The sequence below is a fragment of the Massilia sp. CT11-137 genome (genome assembly GCF_047302885.1).
GTDB lineage: Bacteria > Pseudomonadota > Gammaproteobacteria > Burkholderiales > Burkholderiaceae_D > Telluria > Telluria orientalis.
The window spans coordinates 498,592-525,232 of record NZ_JBKYMP010000002.1 but is presented as its reverse complement, the minus strand read 5'-3'; the positions used below and the strand labels follow the sequence as shown (position 1 = coordinate 525,232).

The window sequence follows — 26,641 nt, the reverse complement described above, 5'->3', positions numbered from 1 at the left end:
TTGCATTCCACTGTCCCTTTCGCACACTGCCATGACGACCTTGCCTCCCTGCCCCACCTGCGGTTCCACGCTAACCTACGAAGACGGCATGGGCAACTACGTCTGCCCGGAATGCGCGCACGAATGGCCCGTCAAGGCCGACGCGGCGGCGGAAGAGACGGCCCGCGTGTGGCGCGATGCGGCCGGCAACGTGCTGCAGGACGGCGACACCGTCACCGTCATCAAGGACCTGAAACTGAAGGGCGGCGGCGGCGTCGTCAAGCAGGGCACCAAGGTCAAGAACATCCGCCTCGTCGACGGCGACCACGACATCGACTGCAAGATCGACGGCTTCGGCGCGATGAGCCTGAAGTCGGAATTTGTCCGCAAGAGCTGAGCGGGAGATATCCGATCCGGTATCGACACCGGAAAAACCGTCATTGGACGGCCATCGTGGATCGGCCTAGCATCATCCCATCGGACCGATCCCACGAGAACAACAATGAAGAGACACCTCGCCGCCCTCCTCCTCGCGGCCTGCGCGCCGCTGCACGCCGCCGAACCTTCCACGCCACAGCCGGTCAGGCTGGCCATCGACGCCACGCAGGCCAAGGGGCCCATGACGCCCATCTGGGCCTGGTTCGGCTACGACGAACCGAACTACACGACGGCGCCCAACGGTAAAAAGCTGCTGAGCGACATCGCCGCGCTGAGCCCCGTCCCCGTGTACGTCCGCGCGCACAACCTCATGACGTCGGGCGACGGCAGCTACGCGCTCAAGTGGGGCTCGACGAACATGTACAGCGAAGACAAGGACGGCAAGCCGGTCTACGACTGGACCATCATCGACGGCATCTTCGACACGTACATCGAACGCGGCATGAAGCCGCTGGCGCAGATCGGCTTCATGCCGGAAGCGCTGTCGCAGCGCCCGCAGCCCTACCGCCACCACTGGAAGCCGGGCACGCCCTACAAGGAGATCATGACGGGCTGGGCCACGCCGCCGAAGGATTACGCCAAGTGGTCCGAGCTGGTCTACCAATGGGTGAAGCACAGCGTGGCGCGCTACGGGCAGAAGGAAGTCGAGAGCTGGTACTGGGAAGTGTGGAACGAGCCGGACGGCCTGTACCTGATCGCGCCGGACACGAAGCGCGAGTACTTCAAGATGTACGACTACGCCGCCGACGCGGTGAAGCGCGCGCTGCCGACGGCGCGCATCGGCGGCCCGCACACGGCCGGCGCGGGCCGCTTCATGGACGACTTCCTGCAGCACTGCCTGCACGAGACCAATTACGCGACCGGCAAGACCGGCACGCCGCTGGACTTCGTCGCGTTCCACGCCAAGGGCGCGCCGAAGGTCGTCGACGGCATCGTGCGGATGGGCATGGACGCGCACTTCCGCCACCTCGACGAAGGCTTCGCGCTCGTCGAAAAATACCCGGAACTGAAAAACATCCCCGTCATCATCGGCGAATCCGATCCGGAAGGCTGCGCCGCCTGCGGCATGCAGACCAACCCGGAAAACGCCTACCGCAACGGCACGCTGTACGCCAGCTACACGGCCGCGTCGATCGCGCGCGAGTACGACCTGGCCGCGCGGCGCGGCGTGAACCTGATCGGCGCGGTGAACTGGTCGTTCGAATTCGAAGACCAGCCGTGGTTCGCGGGCTTCCGCGACCTGGCGACCAATGGCGTCAACAAGCCGGTGCTGAACGTGTTCCGCATGCTCGGCAAGATGCGCGGCGAGCGCGTGGCGGTGACGGGCGACCGCGCCTACGACGCGGCCCGCATCCAGGCCGCCGGCGTGCGCGGCGCGCGCACCGACATCGATGCACTGGCGGCGAAGGACGCGCACAGCGTGTCCGTCCTGGTCTGGAATTACCACGACGACGACATCATCGACGCCGGCTCGCCCGTCGAACTGCGGATCGCCGGCATTCCCGCCAAACGGGTGCAGATGCGCCACTACCGCATCGACCAGGAGCACAGCAACTCGTACGCCGCGTGGAAGCGCATGGGCTCGCCCGCGAATCCGACGCCGGCGCAGGTGGCGGCGCTGCAGAAGGCGAGCGAACTCGCGGAGCTCGCTCCCGCGTCGACGCTGCAGACGACGGACGGCACGGCGACCGTCAGGATGCAGTTGCCCAGGCAGGCGGTGTCGCTGGTGACGCTGACTTACTGAATCACTGGCGCGGGACGGCGGGCACAGCGTCGGATCGCGCCCGCCGTGTCCGTAACACGCACTCGCGTACAGCGCCGTCGTCGACAAGGCGAAACAATCGAATGACGCCACCTTGGCCGTACGAGCAGAACGCCCAGCTCAGGATTGCGCGTGTCGATCGCGCGCCTTCTCACTGCGGAGTCCGCCGATGCCGCTGGATCGTCCTGCTGCTGTTCGTCGCCAGCGCGGTGGTCGCGCACCTGCGCGGCCGCGTGCGGCCAACCGGACGGTGCACGACCGCATCATCCTGTTCTGCGACGTCGAACGGCCGCTGAAATACCGCTGGGCGCAGGCCGTCAGCCGCGCGGTTGGCGGCTTCATCCTGCGCGCGTCGGCGGCGCCGAACGAGACCGGCGACCGCACGGGCGGCCTGAACCGCGCCTTCCGCTACCTGTACGCGCTGCGCCGGTTCGGCAAGCGGTGGAAAGCCTGGAGCCGCACCGTCTACTACGCCTTCAAATGGTTCCTGTTCGGCGCGCTCGCGTTCGTGCTGTTCTGGCGCTGATCCGTCATACGCCGGTAACATGCTGGCGAGTATGATGAGGCAACGGAATCCGGCCACGACGCACATGTACAAATCCAGGAAACGCCTGCTGATCCTCGACGCGGACGGCACCACCATCGACGCCTTTTCCGCCATCGAAGCGGCCTTTTCGCGGCACGGGCTGGACATCGGCGACGAAGCCCGGTTCCAGAAGCGCCACAACCTGTTCAAGTACCTGGGCGGGCTGAAGGAATTCCCGTCGATCATCAAGAAGAATTTGCGCAAGAACAGCCGGGCCAGGCTCGTCGACAGCCTCACGGAGGTCTATCGCCAGGAAGCGACGATGTACGAAGGGATTCCCGACCTCGTGCGGGAACTGGTCGCCGCACCGGACGTCGTCGTCGGCATGGTCACGCGCAACATCACGAACGAGCCGCTGGAGACGCTGCGCCAGCTGTTCCAGCGCCACGACATCGACATCAATGCGCTCGACTTCCTCGTCCACATCCCGCTCTCGGAAAAGAAGACGAGCCAGTTCCGCGCGATCCGCGAACAATTCGGCATCAATCCGGCGCGCGCCTACGTGTGCGGCGACGAGCACAAGGATTTCACTGCCGCGATCGGCTCGGGCATGCACCCGTTCATGGTGTCGTACGGCTTCGAGGACTACGACCGGCTCACGGAGAAATTCGAGATTCCCCACGAGCTGATCTCGCGTACGTCCGGCGAACTGTGCCAGCGCATCCGTCATGCGCTCGACCTGGGCAAGGGCCGAGGCGGACCGGTCAGTACGCGTACCAGAACAGCAGCGCGCTGACGACGCCGAACATCCAGTAATCGACGGGCGCGCCCGCGAACCAGCGCTTGTGCCAGGGAACCAGTTCGCGCTTGAAGCGGCGCCAGCCGAAAGCAGGATTGACGACGAACCACAGCCAGTCCTCGACGATCCAGAACAGCATCACGGCGCCCAGCGCGCGTGCTTCCAGCTGCAACGACCACTGGCCCATGAAGGCCAGCGGGAAGTGAAAAATGACGCCGATGAAGGAAAACATCCACGCGTGGTAGCCGGTCAACGCGCGGCCGCCCCAGAAGATGTCGAGCAGCGGATGCTCTTCGATGCGCCAGGTGGGCAGGTTCGCGGCCCAGCCGGCCTCGCCTTCGATCTCGACTTCGACGCGGGCAAAAAAATAAGCGGCAACGACGATGGCGGCCAGCGTCGCGACGAACTGGCCGGCATGGGAAAGTTCAAACACAGGCATCGATGGGTTCGGTCTGCTTCAGGATGGCCGCCAGCACGGCGCTCGCGGCATGGGGACGGCCCAGCGCGAGGGCGCGGGTACGCATGGTGTCGAGTTCGGCCGGATGGGCCATCAGGTAGCGCACGCGGTATTCCAGCGACGGCGCATCGAACGCTTTCATCGCGGCGCCATGTTCGAGCAGGAAATTGGCGTTGCGTTCTTCTTGCCCGGGAATCGACGCATTCACGATCATGGGCAGGCCCAGCGCCAGGCACTCCGCCGTCGTGGCGCCGCCCGGCTTCGTGATGGCCACGTCGGCGCAGGCCATCAGGCGCTCGACCTTGTCCGTAAAACCCTGCGGCACGAGCCGGCCCGGGTACGCGGCCGCCAGGCGTTGCAACGCCGCCAGTTCCGCGGCATTGCGGCCCGCCAGCGCGATCAACTGGAAATTGCCTGGGATCGCCAGCAGGCGCTGCGCCAGCGTGGACAGGCCGCCCAGCCCCGCGCCGCCGCCCATCAACAGGAAGGTCATGCGGCCGGGATCGATGCCGAGTTCGCGTGCACACGCGGCGCGGTCCGGCCGGCACATAAAAGCCGGCATGACCGGGATGCCGGTGACGTGGATGCCGTCGCGCGCGATGCCGTGTTTTTCCATCAGGAACGCCACTTCGTCGTTGCCCGCGCAATAGCCGGCCATGTGCCGGTGCACCCACATGCGGTGCAGGTCGAAGTCCGTCACCTGCACCCACACGGGGCAGCGCAGCATGCCATCGGCAACCTCGCGCGACAGGATCTCGGCCGGCAGGAAATGCGTGCAGACGATGGCATCCGGGCGCAGCTCGGCGATTTTCGCCAGCAGCGGCGCGCAGTCGCGCCGTTCGATGCGGCGCCGCAGCCGGTGCGCCCAGCCGTCCGGCGCGGCCGTGTTGGTGGTGTCGTAGACCCAGCTCCACACGGCGGGCGCGCGCCGCACGAGCGTGATGTAGAGGTCGGCGTAGACCTGGCGCAGGCGCGGCGTCGCGTAGGCGGTCGCGTCCAGGTGGATGACCTCGGCGATGCCGGGGACGGCGCACGCGGCGGCACGGATCGCCTCGGCCGCGCGCGTATGGCCGGCGCCCGCCGGCACGCTCAGCACGAGGATGCGCTTGCCCGCCCTGCCTTCGTCCATCCAACGCCCACCCATCGCGCTCGCCTCGCCGTGCATATTGATGAGGGCAATGTAGCGGTTGAATATGACGGTGCCGTGACGACGCGTGCGCCTCTTGCCAAGCGCGGCGGTGCACGCGATCATGGGCCCATGAACCCGCTCAACCTACCCCGCACCCTTGCCCGCGTGGCCGGCCTGGCCCTATTGCTCGCGAGCAGCGCCTGCCGCAGCGATGCGCCGCAGGTCCCCTCCACCGCCACGGGCAGCGCGCCCCTGCTGGCACGCATCGAGGCCGAGCGCGGCGCTGCCGCCTGCGACACGGACGATCAATGCCACACGATCGGCGTGGGCCACAAGGCCTGCGGCGGTCCCGAGCGCTACCTCGCGTGGTCCAGCAAGAACAACGACGGCACGCGCCTGCGCGCGCTCGTGGCCGAACACGCGGCCGCGCGCCAGGCCGAGGACAGCAAGAAAGGCATGATGTCGACCTGCTCCGTCGTCCCCGATCCGGGCGCGACGTGCGCCGCCGGCCAGTGCGTGCTGCGCGCCACGAACAACGGTCCCGGCGGGATGGCACCCGTCGCCCGCTGATACTTCATCACGAACGACAAAGGCCGCGGCATGCACCGCGACCTTTGTCTTTCGGGCCGCTTGTGGCGGCCCATAGTCGAGCTGTAACCCGACGATTACTCGACCTTCGCCTGCTTGTTGCCGGCGTTCTGGAACAGCGGGATCGGATCCGTCGTGTCGACTTCGACGATCGTCGTGCCGACCGTGGCGCCGCCGGTCACGTAGGCGACCGAACCCAGGTGACGCTTGCCGGTCGCGAGACCGGACCACGACAGCGCCACCGATGCCGTGCCGCCCAGGGCGACCTGGGACGGTGCGACGGCCCTGAAGTTGCCGCCGGTGACGCCCGGGCTCAGCACCCAGGTCGACAGCTTGTACGTGGCGCTGCCACCGACCGGATCGTAGCCGACGACGCACACCTTGTACTCGCCTGCCGGCGGGTTGGCCAGCGTGACCATTTCGTTGGCCGTCTGGCCGCCGCTGGTGCCGACGACGGTCGTGCCGCGTGCCACCACCAGGTCCAGGTCGGACAGGCCGTTGCCGGTGCCGACCGTGTCGCTGTCGTACAGCGCGAAGCGGGCGGTCGTCGTGCCGGCCGGGATGGTGACGGTATGCACGTTCACGCCCGTGCCGCCGCCGCCCGTGCAGACGCTGTTGGCCGTGTTCGTCGCCGTGACGACCGTCGAGCTGAACTCGGTGGCCGGGATCAGGCCGGCCTTGGCGAGGGACAGCGGGCCGGCGTAGCCGGTACCGATGGTGACGACCTTGGTGCCGGACGTCGCTTCGCTCTGCACCGTGGCCGGCACGGCGATCGTCGAGGCGCGCGCCGTCAGCGGGCTGCGCACGGTGTGCGTGCCGTCGCTCCAGGTCAGCTTGCCGTACACCCACGTGTTCATCGGCGCGCTGGTGCGGGTCAGCTTGACGGTGTACGTGGCGCTGGCGCCCGGCGCCAGGTTCAGCGTGGCCGGCTGCACGTCGACCGAGTAGCCAGGCAGCGTGGTGCTGACGTTGTACGTCGCCGCGCTGCCGCCCACGTTCTTCACCGTGCGGGTCAGCGTCTGGATGCCCAGCACGTTGGCGGCCGTCAGCGACGGCAGGTTCAGGTTGTACGGCTGGATCGAGCCGACGGCGGGGCAGGTGCCCGGGCTGAACACGTTGGTGATGCCGAGGCCGCACAGGAAGCGCGCGTAGTCGATCGTCGCCAGGTCGTACACGAGGCCCGGATCGACGGCGACGGACGGCGCCACATGGCCGGCGCCCTGGCCCCACGGCAGCGTGCCGGTCGTGCGGGCCGTGCTGTCCCACGACACCGGACCGTTCAGGCCGTCGTTGAAGGTGTCGTACGCGGTCGTCATCAGGGCCGACTTGATCATCGCCGGGCTCCAGTCCGGATGGCGCTGTTTCAGCAGCGCGGCGATGCCGGCCACGTGCGGCGACGCCATCGAGGTGCCGGTGTAGAACGCGAAGTCCTTCGACGGCGCCGGTGCGCCCGCGGCGACCGCGTCGCGCTGGGCCTTGGTCAGGTCGGCGCTGACGGCCGCCAGGATGTCCGTGCCCGGCGCGGTCACGTCCGGCTTCATGATGTTGGCGTTGGCCACGTTCGGGCCGCGCGACGAGCTGCTGTTCATCTGCGGTGCCACGATGTTCGGATCGACGATGCCGCGCAGGTTGTTCAGCGCCGCGGTGGCGCCCGGGGTCGAGGCATAGTAATCCTTGACCTTCTGGCCGTCCGCGGCCGTGATGTGCACGGTCGAGATCGAGTGCGCCTGGTTCAGGATCGTCGCCGCGCTGGTCGGCGTGTTGGCGATGATGACGCCGACGGCGCCGGCCGTCTTGCCGTTCGCGCTCTTGTTGACGAGCACGTTGCTGCCGCGGTCGCAGACGAGGATCTTGCCCGTCACCTTGGCCGGGTCGAGGTACGTGGTCGGACCGTCGGCCGGCCCGAAGCACAGGTTCAGGTTCGGGTCGGCCGGATCGACGCCCGCCAGGCCGGCATCCTTGGCGAGGATCAGCGGCGACGACGGCGTGTTGGCATTGCCGGACGCGCCGGTGACGGTCACGCCGTTGCCCAGCGCGACGTCGCCCGCATACGTGCGGTTATGCGTCGAGTTGCCGACCGTGGTGAGCCACGGGCTGATGTGGGCGACCGGTGCCGTCGCCGGACCGGAGTTGCCGGCCGATGCCGCCACGAACACGCCCGCCGCGGCCGCGCCGAGGAAGGCGACTTCGGTCGGTTCGTTGAACGCGCCGCCGCCGGCGTTCGGGCCGATCGAGAAGTTGATGACGTTCACGCCATCCTTCACCGCCTGTTCGATCGCGGCCACGCTGTTCGAGGTGGCGCAGCCGTTCAGGCCGGTGCCGCCGTCGGTCCAGCAGACTTTATAGGCGGCGATGCGGGCGCGCGGCGCCATGCCGGTGATCTTGCCGAGGGACACGCCGCTGGCACTGGCATTCACGTGCGCGTTGCCGCCGGCCGTGCTGGCCGTGTGGTCGCCGTGGCCGCCGTGGCCTTCCGCGCCGGCAACCGAGTCGCGCGCCGACAAAAATTCGGTCCAGTGCAAGGTCTGCGTCGGCTGCTTGAAGTAGCGCGCGCCGATCAGCTTGTTGTTGCAATCGGTGACGGCGAAGCCTTCGCCGACCTGGCAGATGCCCTTCCAGGATGCCGGCGGGGCATCGTAGGCGAGCTTGGTGCCGTCGCGGCTCGGATTGCCGTTCGCGTCGACGCGGTCGGCGAAGCTGTCGTGCTCCGGCCAGATGCCGCCGTCGACGATACCGATGATGATGCCTTCGCCGGCCTTGTCCTGGCCGCCGAGCTGGTCCCACAGGCCGCCCGGTTTATCGAGGCCGAGGAACGTCGGGGTATAGCTCGTGTCGAGCTGCAGGATCGAGTCGGCCGAGATGCTGGCGACGCCCGGGTTCTTCTTCAGCGCGCGGACCTCGGCGTCGGTCAGCATGGCCGAGAAGCCGTTGAAGACGACCTTGTATTCGTTGGTGACCTGGGCCTTGTTGACGGTGGACAGGACATCCGCCTGCTTCGTCTCCAGGTAGGTGATGTAGTTCTGGACGCTCGTCGCGTCGACGTTCAGGCGCTGGCCGGTGGCCGGCTTGGTCGCCGTCAGGCCGCTGACGCCGCCGTCATAGGTGGCGACCGGCTTGTCGGCCAGCTGGACGATGTACGAGCGGCGGACTTCGCCGTCGGCATAGGCGTGGGTGGCGGCCGCGACGGTCAGCGCGAACAGGACGGCCGAAGTGATGGGACGCAGTTTCATGGTCGATACCTCGGCGGCTTAGGCGTTGTTGGACGAAGGAGCGGATTTGCGGCGGCGCGCCAGGAGCGCGCCCATGCCCAGGCCGATCAGCGCGAGGCTGCCCGGCTCCGGCACTTCGGCCAGTGCGAGGTTGTCGATGGCGAACTGCGCCTGGTAAATCGACGGATCGGAATTGTCGGCCGCGACGGTGCAGCCGCCGATGCCGTCGAACAGGCAGGCGTGGATCGTCAGGCTGGTCAGCTCGGCGTAGCCGAAGCCGGCCGGCAGCGTGGCGGTGTCGAACAGCGGGTTGCCGTTGTTGTCGAGGCCCGGGAAGTCGAGCGCGTAGCCGAGCGTGCCGCCGTTCGCGAACGTGCCGGTCAGCAGCAGTTGGCCATACGAGAAATTCGGCAGGCCGCCGAACGGGGCGACGAAACCGAAGTCGAGGCGACGCAGGCTGAACTTGCCGCCGTCGTCCTTCTTGATCGTGACGCCGCCGTCGTTCAGGCCCAGGTAGGAATGGCTCGTGTTGTTGGTCGGACAGCCGCCCAGCCAGCAGGAGGTCGGGTCCATGCCATTGACGAGCAGGCCGACGACGCCGCTCGTGCCGCCGTGATTGTCGATGGCTTGCAGCGTGTAGCCGGCCTCGCCGAGCGTGTCGCCGTCCACGTAGATGCCGTCGGGGCTCAGGGATTCGAAGTTCACCACGGACGCCATGGCAGGTGCCGTGCCCAGCAGTGCAAGCGCGGCGGCTGCACCCAGGACCAGTTTGTTCAGCCCGGATTGGGCAGGGGAAACGCAAGAAGTCGGATTGGTTGTCATGTCTCTCGCCTTGAAATGGAAGCACCGATGGGTATCGGGCCTACGTGTTTTTTTACCAACTACACGACTTTCAAATGTAGCAAGAAAACAATATTTATTCGTAAAAAATTATCCGAATTAACTATTGTGCTCAATGTTTGATATTGAACAAAATTTGGATTTCCCTATGAAAACAGCGATGTCGAAACGCAAGAAATTGTCGTTTTTTAATTACAATTCATTGCAAATAGAAAAATTGCTAGACATGCATTTTTGCTTGTGCTAACTCTTTTACAATGTATCCACGTGGAAATAGATTTCATATGTGCAACTGGATGTGGATGCGCCTTTGCCAAGAACCATTTCAGTCTTTGCAAATGTTCATGCTTGATTGAAAACTTGGGTACAAACGGTTGATACCAGTTGGTTGCTCACGGGCCACAAACGTTCGCTGGAGACACGCTGACAGAGTATGATGACGCTTCCCCGAAGCAGACTCGAGAGACCTATCCAGGATGAATGTTCCCGCGCACACCGATGCTTTGTTCCGTCAGGCCGAACGCGGCGTGCTGCCGCTCGGTGAACTGTTCCAGGGTGCGCAGACGCTGGTCGAACTGGGCATGCAGCAGGAAGCCATCCGGTTGTACGCCACCTGGATCGAGCACACGGCCTCCCCGGCCGCGTATGCCGCCTGCTTCAACCTCGCCGTCGCGCGCGGCAACGTGGGCGACGATGCGGGCGCCGCCGGCGATTACCTGAAGGCGATCGAACTCGCCCCCGGCTTCGTCGAGGCGCGCCTGAATCTCGGCACGCTGTACGAACGCATGAACCGGCCCGATGACGCGCTCGCCGCATGGCAGGGCATCCTCGCCGACATCCCGGACCTGGCCGCGAAACCGGCGCTGCACGTGCAGGCCCTGAACAACCTGGGCCGCCTGTGCGAGATCCGCAAGCGCCTGCCGGAAGCGCTGGACTATCTCACGCGCAGCCTCGAACTCGACCCGGACCAGCCCAAGGTCATCACCCACTGGGTGCACCTGCGCCAGAAGCTGTGCGTGTGGCCCGTCTACGAAGCGTTCGGCGCCGTCACGGTGGCAGAACTGCGCCGCCACACGTCGGCCCTCGCGATGCTGGGCGCGTCGCCGGATCCGGCCGAGCAGCTGGCCGCGTCGCTCAACTTCGTCGAGCGCAAGGTGCATGCGGCGCCCGAGCAGCTGGCGCCGCCCGAGGGCTATGCCCACAGGCGCATCCGCATCGGCTACCTGTCGTCCGACCTGTGCTCGCACGCGGTGTCGATCCTGACGGCCGAACTGTACGAGCTGCACGACCGCGCGCGCGTCGAGGTCTACGCGTTTTCCTGGAGCCGTGAAGACAATTCGCCGCTGCGCGCGCGCGTGGTCGGCGCGATGGACCACTACATCCGCATCGACCGCATGACGGACGAGGAAGCGGCGCGCTGCATCCGCTCGCACGAGATCGACATCCTCGTCGACCTGCACGGCCTCACGCTGGGCGCGCGCGCCGACATCCTCGGCTGGCGTCCCGCGCCCGTGCAGCTGACGTGGCTGGGCTTTCCCGGCCCGACGGCGGTGCCCGGCATCGACTACGTGGTGGCCGACGACTTCGTGCTGCCGCCGGCACTGGAACCGCATTTCACGGAACGGCCGCTGCGCATGCCGCACACGTTCCAGATCAACGACCGCCGCCGCGCCATCGGCCCCACGCCCACGCGCGCCGCGAACGGCCTGCCGGAAGGCGCGTTCGTGTTCTGCTCCTTCAACAGCAATTTCAAGGTCACGCCCGAGGTGTTCGACAGCTGGATGCGCATCCTGACGCAGGTGCCGGACAGCGTGCTGTGGATGGTGGCCGACAGCGACGCCACCCGCGCCAACCTCGTGCGCGAGGCCGAGGCGCGCGGCGTGGCAGGCAGCCGCCTGCTGTTCGCGGGGCGCGTGGCGCCGGCCGATTACCTGGCCCGCTTCCGCCTGGCCGACCTGTTCCTCGACACGAATCCGTTCAACGGCGGCACCACCGCGAGCGACGCCCTGTGGGCCGGCCTCCCGGTGCTGACGTGGGCCGGCCAGACCTTCTGCTCGCGCATGGCGGGCAGCCTGCTGCGCGCGGTCGGCCTGCCGGAACTCGTCACGCACGCGCTGGAAGACTACGAGGCGCTGGCCATCGCCCTCGGCAACGACCGCCCGCGCATGGACGCGCTGCGGGCGCGCCTCGCGGCCAACCGCGACGCGAGCCCGCTGTTCGACACGCCGCGCTTCGTGCGCGACTACGAAGACCTGCTGGCCACCGTCGTCCGGCGCCCGGCCGGCGTCGACCCCGTGGACGAGCCGACCATCGCCCGCCTGCAGGAAGTGCCGGCCCCCGCGCAACTGACCTTGCAGCAGGAGAGCATGCTGTCGCTGCTGCGTCCCGGCATGCACAGCATCGTCGAAGTGGGCGGCGCGACCCTGGCCCAGGCCTGGCGCGCACGCGCACCGAACTCGCACTATATCGCCATCAGCGCCGCCGGCGGCGCCGCCGGCGACTGGAGCACCGCCGCCATCGAGCGCGACGCCGAACAACTGACCGACGCCGACTGGCAGCAGCTGGCCGCCGCGCAGTGCTGGCTGTTCCCGGAAACGCTGGAACGCCTGCGCGACCCGTGGGCCTTCCTCGCGCGCCTGCGCCGCCAGGCGCTCGGCCCGGTGGAGCTGGTCGCATGCGTCAACAACGGCCAGCACTGGCTGCTGCAGACGCTGCTCGCCGCGGGCAACATGCCGGACCGGCGCAACCTGCACCTGTTCACGCGCGCAGCGCTCGCGGCGCTGCTGGCCGAACACGGCTTCACGCTCATCGCCATGACGACGGTGAACGCGCAACAGCCGCCGCCGGCCGTGCTGGACGCGATCCGCGCCCTGGCCGCGGCCAGCGGAGCCGATCCCGAACTGGCCGTGCAGGACGCCCTGCCCTACCAATACCTGGTGCGCGCCATCGCCGCCTGATCAGTCGAGCCGCACGACGTCGATCGGGTCCGGCAGGAAGCGGGCATAACGCCCCATCGACGCGAGGATGGCATCGTGCGCCAGTTCGAAGCGGTACTCGACGTCGTCTTCCGCCACCCGTTGCGCGCCGAAGCGCTCGTGGAACGTCCACACGCTGCGATTGTCCTTGCGGACCTCGAAATGCGCATTGCGAAAGCCGAGATGGTCGAGCGCATACCGGTAGACGATCAGCGCCGATTCGATCCCCACATAGGTAGGAGCACCGTCGGCGACGATCCAGCTCCCCCACGAAAAGCTGTCGCCGATGGCGTTGTACAGCCGCACGGTGCCGACCGGCTGGCCGGCACCGCCCGCCTCGTTCTTCAGGCAGATGATGAAATAAGCCTGGCTGCCGTCCGTCTTGTAGCGCTCGATCCAGGCGGCCTGCCTGGCCACGTCGGCGTCGACCGCCGACAGGTACGCCGCCTTTTTGGGATCGAGCCGCAACGACAGGATATAGGCCGCATCGGCGACCTCGACCTCGCGCAGCACGAGCTTGTTGCCGACCAGACGGGCGGCGGGTTGGATAGTTGGTTGCGCGCTCATGACTCCCCGTATGAACTTGATGGACGAAGGCATGATTACACACAACAATCGCCATAGGAATGACATGGTTGCAATCAAATTGCCCTTCTGAAAACCAATCGCAAAATTGTGCCAACTATTGGTTGCTCACGGGCCACAAAATTTCGCTGGAAACAGGTCAACAGAGTATGATTACGCTTCCTTTGCGACCGGCAGGACGACGTTCGGCCTCTTCGAAACACACCATGCAAACGAATCAAATTCCCGTCATCACGGTGTCGTACAACTCGCCCGACCTGGTCGAGGCGCTGCTGCGCACCTTCCGCCAGTTCTATTCGAACAAAGTGTACGTGATCGACGGCTCGCGTCCCGAGGTCGCGACGCAGATCGGTGCCATCGCCGCACGTTTCCCGGACGTCGAGTTCATCCCGTTCGGATACAACATCCACCACGGTCCCGGCATGACCTGGGCCGTGCACAACCTGAACCTGCAAGGCCAGGCGCTGTTCCTCGATTCGGACGTCGAGATCGTCAAGGACGGCTTCCTCGAAACCCTGCAGGCCGAGCTGGAGCCGGGCATGTGGGGCGTCGGCAGCACCCAGCGCGTCAACGAGCGCGGCTACGACGAGCCTGACGACGGGCCCATCCACTACCTGCACCCGGCCTGCATGCTGGTCAACCTGGACGTGATGCGTCAATGGCCGCTGCCGATCAAGCACGGCGCGCCGAACATCCAGACGATGCTGGCGCTGAACCACAGCGGCAACGCCCACCTGTACAAGCACGTGCAATGGGTCCGCGAAGATTTCGAAGGCCGCACGACGCCGCACTACATCAAGCACCCGTGGCAGGGTACGGTCAAGCGCACGGGCGGCTACCACTACGACATGCCGGCACCCGACGGCAGCGTCGATCCGTATCTGCTGCATTTCGTGCCCACCGACGCCGCCAAGGTGATCGACGTCGGCTGCGGCAACGGCCTGTTCGCCAAGGCCTACCGCGCCCGCCATCCGATCTGCCAGTACCTCGGCGTGGAACTCGATCCGCAACTGGCCGACCAGGCACGTCCGCATTGCGATTTCGTGTTCAACATGGACATCACGAAGCCGACCAGGCAGTTCGACACCTACGCGGCCGGCGCCGATTGCTGGATTCTCGGCGACGTGCTGACCAGCCTGCCCGATCCGTGGGCCCTGCTGCGCGACATCCGCCGCCGGAGCGCGCCGGGCACCCGCGTCGTCGTCTCGGTGCGCAACGCCCAACACTGGAGCGTGCAGGCCCGGCTCGCCGTCGGCGACCTGCATTACCGCGACGACACGCCCGTGCGCCCGCACGACCTGCGCCTGTTCACGCGCGCCACCTTGCTCGACCTGCTGCGCCAGACCGGCTTCGAACTGGCCACCGGCTCGCCCGAGGTGCGCGACGAGCCGGCGCGCGAGCAGTGGCTGCCGGCGATCCGGGCGCTCGCCGCGGCCGGCGGCAACGATCCGGAGCAGGCGGCGCAGGACGCGCTGGCGTGGCAGTATGTGTGCGTCGCGACGCTCGTCTGAATCCAAACATGCAGGAGAATTCCATGTCCCGTTCCCTCTCCGCCCACGTCCATGACGGCGCCACCGTCGCCGCCGATGCGCAACTGGGCGACTTCGTCGTGGTCTACGCCGGCGCCGCGATCGGCGCCGGCTGCCGCGTGCGCGGCTTCACCCAGGTCTGGCCCGGCGTGCGGCTGCACGAGGGCGTCGACCTCGGTCCGGGCGTCACCATCGAGGCACCGGACGGGGACGGCAGCGACGTCGTGATCGGCGCCGGCACCCGCATCGGCGCCGGCGCCCTGCTGCACCGGGGCGTGCGCATCGGCCAGGGCGCCGAAGTCGTGGCCGGGGCCGTGGTCACCCATAACGTGCCACCGTACGCGATCGTGGCCGGCGCGCCGGCACGCGTGGTCAACTACGTGCAGCAGGCCGAACGCAAGCCGGCGGCCGAGTGGCACACCATCACCACGCCGCCAAAAACGCCGTCGGCCGTGCGCCTCGGCGTCGGCGACGTGACGCTACACCGCTTCAAATACGTCGGCGATCCGCGCGGCGACCTGTCGGTCGGCGAGTTCATGCGTGAAATCCCGTTCATGCCGAAACGCTACTTCCTGGTCATGAACGTCCCCAACGACAAGACCCGCGGCGAACACGCGCACTACAAGTGCCACCAGTTCCTGGTCTGCGTGAAAGGCAGCTGTTCGGTGGTCGTCGACGACGTGGCATCCCGCTGCGAAGTGCGCCTCGACGCGCCGGACATCGGCCTGTACCTGCCGCCGATGACCTGGGGCATCCAGTACAAGTATTCGAGCGACGCCGTGATGATGGTGTTCGCGTCGGATTATTACGAAGCGGAAGACTACATCCGCGACTATGACGAATTCGTCGCCGCCAAACGCCGCATGGGCGACAGCGGCGCCCTTCCTGTGGAGCACGCATGAGTATTCCCTTCCTCGACCTGAAGGCCATCAACCTCGAGCAGGAAGACGCCATCGAACAGGCCATGCGGCGCGTGCTGCGGTCCGGCTGGTACGTCCTCGGCAAGGAAGTGGAAGCGTTCGAGCAAGCCTATGCCGCCTGGTGCGGTACGCGCCATGCCATCGGCGTGGCCAACGGGCTGGATGCGATCTTCCTCGTGCTCAAGGCATGGGGGGTAGGCCCGGGCGATGAAGTCATCGTTCCCAGCAATACCTATATCGCCACCTGGCTGGCCGCCTCGCATTGCGGCGCCACGCCGGTCCCGGTGGAGCCGGTGGCGGGCACGTACAACCTCGATCCGGCCCGCGTGGAAGCGGCCATCACGGCGCGTACCAGGGCCATCGTGCCGGTCCACCTGTACGGCCAGTGCGCCGACATGGCGCCGCTGATGGACATCGCACGCCGTCACAACCTGAAGGTCGTCGAGGACGGCGCCCAGGCGCACGGCGCGCGCTACCGCGGCCGGCGCGCTGGTACGCTGGGGCACGCCGCCGCGTTCAGCTTCTATCCCGGCAAGAACCTGGGCGCGCTGGGCGACGGCGGCGCGATCACGACCGACGACGACGCACTGGCACGGCAACTGCGCGCGCTGCGCAACTACGGCTCCCAGAAGAAATACCACAACGAATCCATCGGCTTCAATTCGCGCCTGGACGAGCTGCAGGCGGCGATCCTGTCGGCCAAGTTGCCCGTGCTGGACGACCAGAACGCCCGGCGGCGCGCGCTGGCGGCGATCTACGATGCCGAGCTGGCCGGCATCCCCGGCCTCGTCCTTCCCGTCGTGCCCGAGTGGGCCGAACCGGTGTGGCACCTGTACGTCGTGCGCCATGCGCAGCGCGACGCGCTGGCCAAGGGGCTGGCCGAGGCCGGCATCGGCACGCTGGTGCATTACCCGATCGCACCGCACCTGCAGCCCGCTTACGCCGATCTCGGCATGACCGAGGGCCGGTTCCCGATCGCCGAGGCCATCCATCGCGAGGTGCTCAGCCTCCCGATGGGCCCGACGATGACGGCGGCGCAGGCGGTCGAGGTCGCGCAGGCGGTACGGCGCATCGCCGCGGCGCTGTGAACGGCGCCATCGCGTACTTTTTCTCACGAACGACAACGAACTCCGATCTCCATGACGCTTCCCAAAGTCAGCATCGTCATCCCGTCGTACAAGCCGGAGCACTTCGAACAATGCCTGCGCTCGGCCGTCGGCCAGACCTACCCGAATATCGAAATCCTCGTCAGCGACAATTGCCCGACCGAGCAAATCCGCGATGTCTGCGCACGCTTTCCCGAAGTAATCTACCAGCGCTGCTCGGTGATCCGCGGCGATAACATCCACGCCGCCTTCTTCTCGGGCAAGGGCACGTACATCAAGCCGCTGTTCGACGACGACATCCTGCATCCGTTCTGCGTCGAGCGCATGGTGGCCGCGATGACTGCGCATCCGCGCGTGCAGATGACGTTCTCGGCCTCGCAGGTCATCGACGCCAACAACCTGCGCGTCGAAACCCGCCGTGCGTTCGAGGCCAGCGGTTCGATGACGGGCCTGGAACTGCACCGCAGCATGGTCCTCGGCATGCGTAATTTCGTCGGCGAATTCTCCACGGTGATGTTCACCCGTCAGAAGCTGTGGGAAATCGGCCACCACCGGCTGTTCGCGCTGGCCGGCCACGACTGCACCCGCGGGCTGTCCGACGTGTCCGCGTACTGCAACCTGGTCGAAGGCGGCGACGTGTTCTACCTCGACGAGGAACTGAGCTACTTCCGCCGCGATCCGCGCCTGCAGTCGGAATCGAATCCGGCCGTGAACAAGAATTTCGGCTACTGCTTCTCCGACTACTTCGACCTGCTGCTCGCGTCGCATCGCCTGGGCGTCGTCGGCACGCAGGAGCTGCTGGACAAGCGCGACCAGGTGCACACCGCCTACCTGCAGCTGCGCGGGGTCTTCTTCCAGGTCGAGGAAGCCTGGCAGCGCTACGCCGCCTACACCGAAAGCCTGACCGCATGACGTCCCTGCCCCCCTTCTACTGCATCAGCCACAAGGACCCGGGCTGGCCCCTGCCGCCGTTCCTGACGCTCGTCGGCACCGGCGGCTACGTGCCGGAGCGCGGCATCGGCATGAGCGTGCACGCGCCGCAGCTGGCCTTCAAGAACATGAAGCTGGGCGAATACGCGGCCCTCTTCATGATCCGCCGCCTGCTGGAAGAAGCGCACGCCGACGGCTTCGTCGGCGTCTGCCATTACCGCCGCTACGCCCTGGTCGCCGAGATCGGCGAGCTGCGCGGTTTCAACTACCACGCGCATCCGAGCGAGCTGCGGGCCCTGCCCATCGAAGCCTTCATCGGCGACGGCACGACCCCGATCATCTCGGCGCCCATCAATTTTCCCGGCACGGTCATGCAGCAGTACTCGGCGAACGCGGTCGGGCGCGACCTGCTGATGTTCTTCGGCGACGCGGTCGACTGCGGCGTGATCGACAGCGACGAGGCGATCAACTTCCTGTCCGGCACCAGCTTCATCACGGCGGGCAACGTGGGCTACATGCCGGTCGCGTGGTTCGTCGAGACGATGCGCCAGCTCGAAGAGGTGGTGGCGCGTTTCGCCCACAACCATTACGTCCGGCGCGAAGGCTACGAAGAACGTACGATGGGATTGTGCTGCGAACGCCTGCATGGCCTGCTGCTGCGCAAGAAGGCATTGGAATACGGTGCGGACAAGGTGATCACGCGTCCCCTGACGGTGCTGACCGAGACCGGTCGGCTGAACTGAAACGGCAAGGAGATCGGATGAAAGCAGTCATCCTCGCGGGCGGCCTCGGCACCCGCATCAGCGAAGAAACCTCGGTCAAACCGAAACCGATGGTGGAGATCGGCGGCAAGCCCATCCTCTGGCACATCATGAAGGGCTATTCCACGCACGGCGTGAACGATTTCGTGATCTGCTGCGGCTACAAGGGCTACGTGATCAAGGAATACTTCGCCAACTATTTCCTGCACACGTCCGACGTCACCTTCGACATGCAGAACAACCGCATGGAAGTGCACACGCGCAGCGCCGAGCCGTGGAAGGTGACCCTGGTGGACACCGGCGACGACACCTTGACGGGCGGCCGCCTGAAGCGCGTGCGCGACTACGTGCGCGACGAAGAGGCGTTCTGCTTCACCTACGGCGACGGCGTCTCGAACGTGAACGTCACGGAACTGATCGATTTCCACCGCGCCCACGGCAAGCTGGCCACGCTGACGTCCGTCCAGCCGCCGGGCCGCTTCGGCGCCCTCAACCTGCAGGGCGACGAGATCACCAGCTTCCAGGAAAAACCGCAGGGCGACGGCGCCTGGATCAACGGCGGCTTCTTCGTGCTCTCGCCCCAGGCCATCGACTACATCGACGGCGACGCCACCACGTGGGAGAAGCAGCCGATGGAAGGACTGGCGCGCGACGGCCAGATGCGGGCCTTCTTCCACCACGATTTCTGGCAGCCGATGGACACCTTGCGCGACAAGATGCACCTCGAAGAGCTGTGGAAATCCGGCCGCGCGCCCTGGAAGACCTGGGAGTGATCATGTTCGGCGACATCTACCGCAACAAGAAGGTCCTGGTCACGGGCCATACGGGCTTCAAGGGTTCCTGGCTCGTCATGTGGCTGCTCAAGCTGGGCGCGCGCGTGGCCGGCCTGTCCGACGGCATCCCGACCCAGCCCTCGATCTTCGAGGAGACCGGCCTGGCCGGGCATATCGAGCACCACCTGGGCGACGTGCGCGACCTGGCCGCCGTCCGGCGGGTCCTCGCCGATTTCCAGCCCGACTTCGTGTTCCACCTGGCCGCGCAGCCGATCGTCTCGACGTCGTACAGCGATCCCGTGGACACGATCACGACCAACGTCATCGGCACCACCAACGTGCTGGAAGCCCTGCGCCTGCACGACCGCCCCTGCGTCGCCGTGATGATCACGTCCGACAAGTGCTACGAGAACGTCGAGTGGCTGTGGGGCTACCGCGAGACCGACCATATCGGCGGGCGCGACATCTACAGCGGCTCGAAGGGCGCGGCCGAGGTGGTCATCCACGCCTACTACTGGTCGTTCTTCCGCGCGCCCGATTGCAAGGTGAGGCTGGCCAGCGGCCGCGCGGGCAACGTGATCGGCGGCGGCGACTGGGCCAAGGACCGCATCGTCGTCGACTGCATGCGCAACTGGTCGGAAGGCCGCAAGGTCGAGATCCGCAGCCCGCAGGCCACGCGGCCATGGCAGCACGTGCTGGAGCCGCTGTCGGGCTATCTCGCGCTGGGCGCGGCGCTGCACGAACGCCCGGAACTGTCGGGCGAAGCCTTCAACTTCGGACCGCGCGCGGAACAGAACCGCACCGTGCTGGAGCTGCTGGGCGACCTGTCGCGCCACTGGCAGTTCGCGAGTCCCGAACAGGCGTACGAGGTCACCGGCAATATCCCGTTCCACGAGGCGGGGCTGCTCAAGCTGAACTGCGACAAGGCCCTGTTCCACCTGCGCTGGGAAGCGAACCTGAACTACGAGACCTGCGTGCGCCTCGTCAGCGAATGGTATTACCGCTACTACCGCGAGCAGGCCGACATGCACGCGCTGACGCTCGCCCAGATCGGCGAATACGAAGCGCTGGCCGCGGCGCGGGGGCTGGCATGGACGCGCTGACGCCCTGCACGCTCACGCCGCTGGCGCGTATCGCCCACCCCAAAGGCGACGTGTACCACGCGATGAAGGCGACCGACCCGGGCTTCGCCGGCTTCGGCGAGGTCTATTTCACCACCGTGCATCCGGGCGTGACGAAAGGCTGGAAGCGGCATACGCGCATGACCATGAACCTCGTCGTCGTCGCGGGCAGCGTCACGTTCCACCTGCACGATGCCGGCACCGGCCGCACGGCCTCGCACACGCTGGGCGACGCCAGCTACGGCAGGCTCACGGTGCCGCCGGGCTGGTGGATGGCGTTCACCGGCACCGGCGACGGGACGAACCTGATCTGCAACATGGCCAGCATCCCGCACGATCCGGCCGAGGCAGTCAACGTCGACCTGGCCGCGTACCCGCTCGCATGAAGATCCTGCTGACCGGCGCCCGCGGCCTCCTGGGAACGGCCATCGGCAAGGCGGCCGCCGCGCGCGGCTGGCAATGCGCGCCGCTGGCACGTCCCGCGCTGCCGGACGCCCCGGCCTACCTGCCCGCCGAACTCGCCGCCGGCTGGGATCTCGTGATCCATGCCGCCGCCAACACGAACGTCGAGCAGTGCGAGCTCGACCCGTCCACCTGCTACCGCGACAACCTGCTGCTGACCGAACTGATCGCCACCGCCTGCGCGCGCGCCGGCACGAAGCTGCTGTTCGTCTCCAGCACCGGCGTGTACGGCGCCCACGGCACCGCGCCCTGGCGCGAATACGACGCCGTGCGGCCGACCACGCACCACCACCGCAGCAAGGCGCTGGCCGAGGAACGCGTGCTGGCGGCGAGCCCGGACAACCTCGTCGTCCGCACCGGCTGGCTGTTCGGCGGCGCGCCGGACATCCCGAAGAATTTCGTCGCCCGCCGCATCGACGAGGCCCGCGCCGCGCTGGCGAACGGCGCGGCGATGCGTTCGAACGTCCAGCAGCGGGGCGTGCCCTGCTTCAGCGGCGACGTCGCGGCGCGCATGCTCGACCTGGGCGCGAGCGGCCTCGCGGGCGTCTTCAATTGCGTGAACGGCGGCTCGGCGTCGCGCCACGAGTACGTGCAGGCGATCGTGCGCCTGGCCGGCTTCGACCTCGAGGTCGGTCCCGCCGACGCCGCATCGTTCAACCGCAAGGCCAACGTCTCGGACAACGAAATGGCGGACAACTGGAAATGCGACCAGCTGGGCTGGCCGGCCATGCGCGACTGGCGCGCCGCCCTCGCCGCCTATCTCGAGGGCGAACTCGCCCCTTACCTCGCAGCGAACTGACATGGAAACCATCGATATCGTCATCCTGGGCGCGGGCATCGCGGGCCTGGGCGCCGCGCTGCGCGCGCGCGAATTGAACCGCCAGGCCGTCGTCTTCGAGGCGCGCGACCGCGCCGGCGGCCTGCTCGACAACTTCACGGTCGACGGCTTCCGTTTCGACCACGCCGTGCACCTGTCGTTCGCGAACGAACCGGAAGTGCGCGCGATCTTCGACCGCACGCCGTATCTCACGCACCCGGCCGATTCGTATTGCTGGGATGACGGCTACTGGCTCAAGCACCCGGTGCAGAACAACCTGTATCCGCTGCCGCCGGAACAGCGCGTGGCCCTGATCAAGTCCTTCCTCGCGCGTCCCGACACGCTCGCGCACGACGATTACGAAAGCTGGCTGCGCCACCAGTACGGCGACGCGATCGCCGAACGGTACCCGCTGCGCTACACGCAGAAATACTGGGCGGTGCCGGCCCGCGCATTGTCCACGACGTGGATCGGCAACCGCATGCGCCGCGCGGAACTGGACGAGATCCTGTTCGGCGCCCTGACGGGCGATACGCCGAACACGTATTACACCAAGGAGATGCGCTACCCCGTCGCGGGAGGCTACAAGGCGTTCATCCAGCCGCTGCTCGATGCCGCCGAGATCCGCACGGGCCACGCCGCGACAGGCATCGACACCGCGGCGCGCACCGTGACGTTCGCGAACGGCGCGACGGTCCGTTACCGGCAGCTCGTCAGCACGCTGCCGCTGCCCGTGCTCGTGCGCCTGGCCGGCGACGTCCCGGACGACGTGCGCGCGGCCGGCGCCGGCCTGCACGCCACGTCGATCGACCTGGTCTCCGTCGGGTTCGACAAGCCGCTCGTGAAGGATCTGTGGTTCTACATCTACGACGAGGACATCGCCGCCAGCCGCGCCTATTCGCCGTCCGTGAAATCGCCGGACAACGCGCCGCCCGGCTGCAGCTCGCTCCAGTTCGAGATCTACAACTACGACACGGGCAGCGCCCATGCGCCCGACGCGCTCAAGGAGAACACGGTCTACGCGCTGCGCAAGATGGGCATCGCGACGGCGGACGACATCGTCGTGCTCGACCATCGCCGCCTCGCCTACGGCAACGTCATCTTCGAGCAGGGAATGGAAGAACGGCGCGCCCGCGTGCGCGCCTGGGCGGGCGACGCGGGCATCGCCACGTGCGGCCGGTTCGGCGAGTGGGATTATTTGTGGAGCAACCAGTCGCTCCTGAGCGGCTACCGCGCCCTGCCTTGAGGACAGGCGCGCGGCGCCGGGCGATCACGGCTCCCGGATCGCTTCGTCCAGCCCCTTCGTCAGGGGCCACAGCAGATACGACAACACGGTCCGCTTGCCGACCACGATCTCCGCGGTCAGTGTCATGCCCGGCAGCAGGCGCGCGTGCGGGTCCATGTTCTTCAGCTTCCCGCCGCCCAGGTCGATGCGGCTCACGTAGTAGGCATCCGTGCCCGATTCCGCGTTCGCCGTGTCGCGCTTGAACGCGTCCTCGGACAGGGTGCGCACCTTGGCTTCCAGGGTGCCGTGCTTCTGGAACGGGAACGCGTCGAGCTTGATGTGGGCGACGTCGCCCGGCTTCACGTGGCCGACGTCGAGCGAATCGATCTGCACTTCGGCGTCCAGCGCGGTCCCCAGCGGCACGAGCGTGAACATCTTTTCGGCGGCCTGCGCGACGGAACCCTGCGACAGCTTGGCGATGTCCTGCACCATGGCGTCGGCCGGCGCGGTCAGGATCACCTTGTCGCGGCGCAGCGTGCCCTTCTTGATCTGCTCGGCCGTCGCGTCGCGCTCGCGCGTGAGGTTCAGCAGGTCTTCCATGATCTTCTGGCGCCAGCCGTTCACGAACGCGCGCTTCTCCGCCTCCAGGCCGGCCAGCGCGCGGCGGATCTCCGGTTCCTGGTTCTTCGCGAGCGTGTAGTCACGCTCCACTTCCATGCGCTTGTTGCGTGCGTCCAGCAGGTTGACCTTGGCGCCGAATTTCTGGTCGACGAGGCGTTCCTGCATCGTCTCCACCTCGCGCAGCGATTTCGTCCTGTCGCCCAGCACCTGCTGGTCGCGCACGTTCGTGTCGAGCGAGGCGCGCGTCTTGGCGATGTTCTCGTCCAGGCGCGCCATCTGCGCGGCGAAGTTGGCGCGGCGTTCTCCCGCCAGCTTGTCCTGCAGTTGCGTGTCGGCCGACACGTTGCCCGTCTCGGCCGGGTTCCCGCGGCCGGCCAGTTCGGCCTCGAGGCGTTTCACCTGCGTGTCCAGGCTGTCGAACTTCAGGCGGAGTTGCGCCTGGTCGGCGTCGGCGTCCGTCGGGTCCAGGGTGGCGAGGCGCTCGCCCTTCTTGACGACCTGGCCGATGCGCACGTCGATCGAGCGGATGATCGACGTCTCGATCGGCTGCACGACGATATTCGACAACGGGGTGGTCAGCCTGCCCTGCGCCTTCACCACCTCGTCGATCTCGGCGATGCTGGCCCAGCCGAGAAAGCACACGAGCATCGCCGCCAGCGCGTGCACGGTGATGCGCGCGTACGGCGGCAGCGGACGGCGCTCGATCTCGTCGGCGTCCGGCAGGAACTCGATGTCGGTCGGATCGAGCGCGGTCACAGATGACTTGTTTGCTGGTTCCATAATTGAATGTAAGTAGAGCAGCGCGTCAGGAGTTCTTGATGGCGGCCCGCGTCCATCAGCTGGCCGCGCTGCATGACCAGGATCGAATCGGCGTTGACGAGCGTCGACAGGCGGTGCGACACCATGATCACGGTGCGGCCGACGGCGATGCGCGACAGGTTGTTGATGAAGATCGCTTCGCTTTCCGGGTCGAGCGCGCTCGCGGCTTCGTCCAGCACGAGGATGCGCGGCTTGGCCAGCAGCGCTCTAGCGATCGACAGGCGCTGTTTCTGGCCGCCGGACAGGTTCGACGCATTCTCTTCCAGCATCGTGTCGTAGCCCTGCGACATGCGCTCGATGAATTCGTCGGCGCCGGCAGCACGTGCCGCCTCGACGATGTCCTCGAAGCTGGCCTCGGGCATCGTCGCGGCGATGTTCTCGCGCACCGTGCCGTGGAACAGGAAGTTCTCCTGGAGGACGACGCCCACCTGGCGGCGCAGGTGCGGCAGGTCGATCTCGCGGGCGTCGTAGCCGTCGAAGCGGACGATGCCCTCCTGGATGCGGTACAGGCCGTGGATGACCTTCGTGATCGTCGTCTTGCCCGAGCCGCTGCGGCCCACGATGCCGATCACGCTGCCTTCCTTGATCTCGAAGGTGGCGCGGTCGAGCGCGTTGTTCTGCGCGCCGGGATAGCGGAACACGACGCCGTCGAACGTGATGTTGCCGCGCAGTTCGGGACGCAGGCCGCCGGTGCGGCCTTCCGGCGCGCGGTTCATGACTTCGCCCAGCATGCGGATCGACAGCGCCGTTTCCTGGTATTCGTTGACGAGGCCCACCAGGGCGATCAGCGGCCCGCTGACGCGGCCGGACAGCATCTGGAAGGCGATCAGGGCGCCGACGGACAGCGTCTGGTCGAACACGTCCTGGGCGCCGATGACGATGATCACGACGGGCAGCAGCTTGCCGAGGAAGTCGGTGATGGCATTGCCCGTGATGGAGATCTGGCCGACGCGGAAGTGCTGGTTCAGCGCATTGGCCGAGCGCTGGTCCCAGGCGCGGCGCTGCATCGGCTCGATGGCCAGCGCCTTCACCGTGCGCATGCCGTGGATCGTTTCCACCATCAGCGCCTGGCGCTGGCCTTCGGCCGTGTACAGGTCGTTCAGGCGGCGCTGGAACGTGGGCACGAGCACCGCGACGATGCCGCTGATGAGCAGCGTAAACAGCAGCACGATCATCGCCAGCTTGACGGAATAGCTGAACAGGATCGGCAGCAGGATGAACAGCGCGGTCAGGTCGAGCGCCGTGAAGAACATGCGGCCCGTGAGGAAGCCGCGGATCTTTTCCATCTGCTGCATGTGGCGCACGACCACGCCCGCGGACGTGGTCTCGAAATAATCGATGGGCAGCGACAGCAGGTGCGCGAACGTGCGCCGCGTGAGGCGGATGTCGATCTTGTTCGTGGCCCACAGCGTCAGGATCTGGCGCATGAAGCCGAACGTGGATTCGAACAGCAGCGCGATGCCGATGCCGGCCGCCAGCACCCACAGGGTCGAGACGCTATGGTGCACGAGCACCTTGTCGATCACGAGCTGGAAGAAGATCGGCGACGCGAGGCCGAGGATGTTCATGGCCATCGCGGCGATGGCGATGTCGCGGAACGCGGCCTTCTGCTGCAGGATCTCGGGAATGAACCAGCGCAGGCCGAACGGCTGGCGCGTGTCGGACAGCTTCGACGTGCGCTTGAGGAACAGGACTTCGCCGCTCCACAGCGACTGGAACGCGGCCGGATCGAGCATCTTGACGGTCCCGAGGTCGCCGAGCGGATCGAGCACCGCGAGCACGCCGCCATCGTCGCTGCGCGCGCCCACGACGATCATGCTGTTGCCGTCTTTCAGACGCGCGAGTAGCGGGAACACGCCCTTCTGCCCCAGCAGCTTGTCGACCGTCAGCTGGCGCAGCTTGGCCTTCAACCCGATGCTCGAGGCCATCCCCAGCAGCATGGACGACGAGGGCTCCTCCGCGTTCAACGCGTAGTCGTGGATCAGGCGCTCTGGATTCACTTGCAGGCCGTGATGCTGCGCGATGGCAGTCAGGCATTGCAAAGTTGTATGAGGGAATTTGTCGGCCATTAGGGAACTAATAGAAGCGAAGTGCGGCAGACCGAGAGATTACCTTGTTGTTGACCAGAATTGTTGCTGAACAGCACTGTGTTACGCCCCTTATTCTTGGTTTGTCGCAATTTGGACGCAAAAAAAGGCAAGACCGATAACGGTCTTGCCTTTTTGCTGTCAAAGCGGGGCCGGCGCGAACCGGCCCCATGCTAGCGCGTT

The 26,641-nt window shown here is 66.8% G+C and carries 22 protein-coding genes and 1 pseudogene; 16 read left to right on the top strand and 7 right to left on the bottom strand.

Features of this window, described 5'->3' with window-relative positions; translation table 11 throughout:
* Nucleotides 1-31 precede the first annotated feature (31 nt).
* From ACEN98_RS19065 to ACEN98_RS19050, 4 genes and pseudogenes are all read left to right on the top strand, one after another.
* The gene (locus tag ACEN98_RS19065) at nucleotides 32-376 is read left to right on the top strand and encodes a zinc ribbon domain-containing protein YjdM (RefSeq protein WP_105380867.1); all 345 of its coding nucleotides are present in this window, start codon (nucleotides 32-34) and stop codon (nucleotides 374-376) included.
* 105 nt (nucleotides 377-481) lie between these two features.
* Nucleotides 482-2,161, top strand: coding sequence for a GH39 family glycosyl hydrolase (locus ACEN98_RS19060; protein ID WP_413386451.1), 1,680 nt, complete (start codon nucleotides 482-484; stop codon nucleotides 2,159-2,161).
* Between the two features lie 253 nt (nucleotides 2,162-2,414).
* A pseudogene (locus ACEN98_RS19055) lies at nucleotides 2,415-2,705 on the top strand (lipid A hydroxylase LpxO); the annotation flags it as partial.
* A 64-nt stretch (nucleotides 2,706-2,769) separates the two neighbouring features.
* Nucleotides 2,770-3,501, top strand: a complete 732-nt coding sequence (locus ACEN98_RS19050; protein WP_413386449.1) for an HAD family hydrolase — start codon at nucleotides 2,770-2,772, stop codon at nucleotides 3,499-3,501.
* On the opposite strand, the gene ACEN98_RS19045 is transcribed toward ACEN98_RS19050, so the two are convergent.
* Nucleotides 3,470-3,937 carry a hypothetical protein gene (locus ACEN98_RS19045; RefSeq protein WP_413341381.1) on the bottom strand — a complete coding sequence of 156 codons (468 nt, stop codon included), beginning with the start codon at nucleotides 3,935-3,937 and terminating at the stop codon, nucleotides 3,470-3,472. The two genes, ACEN98_RS19050 and ACEN98_RS19045, sit on opposite strands and share 32 nt — an antisense overlap.
* The gene (locus ACEN98_RS19040; protein WP_413389058.1) at nucleotides 3,930-5,090 is read right to left on the bottom strand and encodes an MGDG synthase family glycosyltransferase; all 1,161 of its coding nucleotides are present in this window, start codon (nucleotides 5,088-5,090) and stop codon (nucleotides 3,930-3,932) included. The genes ACEN98_RS19045 and ACEN98_RS19040 overlap by 8 nt, the downstream gene beginning before the upstream one ends.
* Nucleotides 5,091-5,219: 129 nt before the next feature.
* On the opposite strand from ACEN98_RS19040, the gene ACEN98_RS19035 reads away from it, so the two are divergent.
* Nucleotides 5,220-5,660, top strand: a complete 441-nt coding sequence (locus ACEN98_RS19035) for a hypothetical protein (RefSeq protein ID WP_413386447.1) — start codon at nucleotides 5,220-5,222, stop codon at nucleotides 5,658-5,660.
* A gap of 95 nt (nucleotides 5,661-5,755) precedes the next feature.
* Here ACEN98_RS19035 and ACEN98_RS19030 read toward each other — a convergent pair whose 3' ends face one another.
* Both ACEN98_RS19030 and ACEN98_RS19025 read right to left on the bottom strand, forming a co-directional pair.
* Nucleotides 5,756-8,908, bottom strand: coding sequence for a S8 family serine peptidase (locus tag ACEN98_RS19030; RefSeq protein WP_413386445.1), 3,153 nt, complete (start codon nucleotides 8,906-8,908; stop codon nucleotides 5,756-5,758).
* Between the two features lie 18 nt (nucleotides 8,909-8,926).
* On the bottom strand, nucleotides 8,927-9,709 hold the full coding sequence (locus ACEN98_RS19025) for an NF038120 family PEP-CTERM protein (protein WP_413386443.1): 783 nt from the start codon (nucleotides 9,707-9,709) through the stop codon (nucleotides 8,927-8,929).
* A gap of 494 nt (nucleotides 9,710-10,203) precedes the next feature.
* Between ACEN98_RS19025 and ACEN98_RS19020 the strand changes: the two genes are divergently transcribed.
* On the top strand, nucleotides 10,204-12,684 hold the full coding sequence (locus ACEN98_RS19020; RefSeq protein ID WP_413386441.1) for a tetratricopeptide repeat protein: 2,481 nt from the start codon (nucleotides 10,204-10,206) through the stop codon (nucleotides 12,682-12,684).
* On the opposite strand, the gene ACEN98_RS19015 is transcribed toward ACEN98_RS19020, so the two are convergent.
* Nucleotides 12,685-13,269 carry a GNAT family N-acetyltransferase gene (locus ACEN98_RS19015; RefSeq protein WP_413386439.1) on the bottom strand — a complete coding sequence of 195 codons (585 nt, stop codon included), beginning with the start codon at nucleotides 13,267-13,269 and terminating at the stop codon, nucleotides 12,685-12,687. It abuts the gene before it with no gap.
* Nucleotides 13,270-13,493: 224 nt separating this feature from the next.
* Between ACEN98_RS19015 and ACEN98_RS19010 the strand changes: the two genes are divergently transcribed.
* From ACEN98_RS19010 to ACEN98_RS18965, 10 genes are read left to right on the top strand one after another with little or no spacing between them, the layout of a single operon-like run.
* Entirely contained in the window at nucleotides 13,494-14,798 is a 1,305-nt protein-coding gene (locus ACEN98_RS19010; protein ID WP_413386437.1) for a bifunctional glycosyltransferase/class I SAM-dependent methyltransferase, read from the top strand.
* Between the two features lie 23 nt (nucleotides 14,799-14,821).
* Nucleotides 14,822-15,718 carry a WxcM-like domain-containing protein gene (locus ACEN98_RS19005; RefSeq protein WP_413386435.1) on the top strand — a complete coding sequence of 299 codons (897 nt, stop codon included), beginning with the start codon at nucleotides 14,822-14,824 and terminating at the stop codon, nucleotides 15,716-15,718.
* The gene (locus ACEN98_RS19000; RefSeq protein WP_413386433.1) at nucleotides 15,715-16,824 is read left to right on the top strand and encodes a DegT/DnrJ/EryC1/StrS family aminotransferase; all 1,110 of its coding nucleotides are present in this window, start codon (nucleotides 15,715-15,717) and stop codon (nucleotides 16,822-16,824) included. The genes ACEN98_RS19005 and ACEN98_RS19000 overlap by 4 nt, the downstream gene beginning before the upstream one ends.
* Before the next feature lie 51 nt (nucleotides 16,825-16,875).
* Nucleotides 16,876-17,754, top strand: a complete 879-nt coding sequence (locus tag ACEN98_RS18995) for a glycosyltransferase family 2 protein (protein ID WP_413386431.1) — start codon at nucleotides 16,876-16,878, stop codon at nucleotides 17,752-17,754.
* On the top strand, nucleotides 17,751-18,515 hold the full coding sequence (locus ACEN98_RS18990; RefSeq protein WP_413386429.1) for a hypothetical protein: 765 nt from the start codon (nucleotides 17,751-17,753) through the stop codon (nucleotides 18,513-18,515). The genes ACEN98_RS18995 and ACEN98_RS18990 overlap by 4 nt, the downstream gene beginning before the upstream one ends.
* Nucleotides 18,516-18,532: 17 nt before the next feature.
* Nucleotides 18,533-19,306, top strand: coding sequence for a glucose-1-phosphate cytidylyltransferase (gene rfbF, locus ACEN98_RS18985; protein ID WP_056129205.1), 774 nt, complete (start codon nucleotides 18,533-18,535; stop codon nucleotides 19,304-19,306).
* Nucleotides 19,267-20,409, top strand: coding sequence for a CDP-glucose 4,6-dehydratase (gene rfbG / locus ACEN98_RS18980; protein WP_413386427.1), 1,143 nt, complete (start codon nucleotides 19,267-19,269; stop codon nucleotides 20,407-20,409). Before rfbF ends, rfbG begins: the two co-directional genes overlap by 40 nt.
* Nucleotides 20,397-20,813: a WxcM-like domain-containing protein gene (locus tag ACEN98_RS18975; RefSeq protein WP_413386425.1), complete on the top strand. Its 417-nt coding sequence runs from the start codon at nucleotides 20,397-20,399 to the stop codon at nucleotides 20,811-20,813. Before rfbG ends, ACEN98_RS18975 begins: the two co-directional genes overlap by 13 nt.
* The gene (locus tag ACEN98_RS18970; protein WP_413386423.1) at nucleotides 20,810-21,688 is read left to right on the top strand and encodes an SDR family oxidoreductase; all 879 of its coding nucleotides are present in this window, start codon (nucleotides 20,810-20,812) and stop codon (nucleotides 21,686-21,688) included. Before ACEN98_RS18975 ends, ACEN98_RS18970 begins: the two co-directional genes overlap by 4 nt.
* 1 nt (nucleotide 21,689) lies before the next feature.
* A complete protein-coding gene (locus ACEN98_RS18965; RefSeq protein WP_413386421.1) occupies nucleotides 21,690-22,952 on the top strand; it encodes a protoporphyrinogen/coproporphyrinogen oxidase in 1,263 nt (420 codons plus the stop codon).
* A gap of 24 nt (nucleotides 22,953-22,976) precedes the next feature.
* On the opposite strand, the gene ACEN98_RS18960 is transcribed toward ACEN98_RS18965, so the two are convergent.
* Both ACEN98_RS18960 and ACEN98_RS18955 read right to left on the bottom strand, forming a co-directional pair.
* Entirely contained in the window at nucleotides 22,977-24,308 is a 1,332-nt protein-coding gene (locus ACEN98_RS18960) for an HlyD family type I secretion periplasmic adaptor subunit (protein WP_413386419.1), read from the bottom strand.
* Complete coding sequence (locus tag ACEN98_RS18955; protein ID WP_413386417.1) at nucleotides 24,305-26,413, bottom strand: peptidase domain-containing ABC transporter; 2,109 nt, start codon at nucleotides 26,411-26,413, stop codon at nucleotides 24,305-24,307. The genes ACEN98_RS18960 and ACEN98_RS18955 overlap by 4 nt, the downstream gene beginning before the upstream one ends.
* Nucleotides 26,414-26,641 lie beyond the last annotated feature (228 nt).

Bases quoted from the DNA above. Each gene is read 5' to 3' on its own strand.
- ACEN98_RS19010 (WP_413386437.1), top strand. From the start codon at position 13,494: ATGCAAACGAATCAAATTCCCGTCATCACGGTGTCGTACAACTCGCCC.
- ACEN98_RS19065 (WP_105380867.1), top strand. From the start codon at position 32: ATGACGACCTTGCCTCCCTGCCCCACCTGCGGTTCCACGCTAACCTAC.
- rfbF (WP_056129205.1), top strand. From the start codon at position 18,533: ATGAAAGCAGTCATCCTCGCGGGCGGCCTCGGCACCCGCATCAGCGAA.
- ACEN98_RS19035 (WP_413386447.1), top strand. From the start codon at position 5,220: ATGAACCCGCTCAACCTACCCCGCACCCTTGCCCGCGTGGCCGGCCTG.
- ACEN98_RS18975 (WP_413386425.1), top strand. From the start codon at position 20,397: ATGGACGCGCTGACGCCCTGCACGCTCACGCCGCTGGCGCGTATCGCC.
- ACEN98_RS18995 (WP_413386431.1), top strand. From the start codon at position 16,876: ATGACGCTTCCCAAAGTCAGCATCGTCATCCCGTCGTACAAGCCGGAG.
- ACEN98_RS19030 (WP_413386445.1), bottom strand. From the start codon at position 8,908: ATGAAACTGCGTCCCATCACTTCGGCCGTCCTGTTCGCGCTGACCGTC.
- ACEN98_RS19050 (WP_413386449.1), top strand. From the start codon at position 2,770: ATGTACAAATCCAGGAAACGCCTGCTGATCCTCGACGCGGACGGCACC.
- ACEN98_RS19040 (WP_413389058.1), bottom strand. From the start codon at position 5,090: ATGGACGAAGGCAGGGCGGGCAAGCGCATCCTCGTGCTGAGCGTGCCG.
- ACEN98_RS19000 (WP_413386433.1), top strand. From the start codon at position 15,715: ATGAGTATTCCCTTCCTCGACCTGAAGGCCATCAACCTCGAGCAGGAA.
- ACEN98_RS18965 (WP_413386421.1), top strand. From the start codon at position 21,690: ATGGAAACCATCGATATCGTCATCCTGGGCGCGGGCATCGCGGGCCTG.
- ACEN98_RS19015 (WP_413386439.1), bottom strand. From the start codon at position 13,269: ATGAGCGCGCAACCAACTATCCAACCCGCCGCCCGTCTGGTCGGCAAC.
- ACEN98_RS19025 (WP_413386443.1), bottom strand. From the start codon at position 9,709: ATGACAACCAATCCGACTTCTTGCGTTTCCCCTGCCCAATCCGGGCTG.
- ACEN98_RS19060 (WP_413386451.1), top strand. From the start codon at position 482: ATGAAGAGACACCTCGCCGCCCTCCTCCTCGCGGCCTGCGCGCCGCTG.
- ACEN98_RS19005 (WP_413386435.1), top strand. From the start codon at position 14,822: ATGTCCCGTTCCCTCTCCGCCCACGTCCATGACGGCGCCACCGTCGCC.
- ACEN98_RS18990 (WP_413386429.1), top strand. From the start codon at position 17,751: ATGACGTCCCTGCCCCCCTTCTACTGCATCAGCCACAAGGACCCGGGC.
- ACEN98_RS18970 (WP_413386423.1), top strand. From the start codon at position 20,810: ATGAAGATCCTGCTGACCGGCGCCCGCGGCCTCCTGGGAACGGCCATC.
- ACEN98_RS19020 (WP_413386441.1), top strand. From the start codon at position 10,204: ATGAATGTTCCCGCGCACACCGATGCTTTGTTCCGTCAGGCCGAACGC.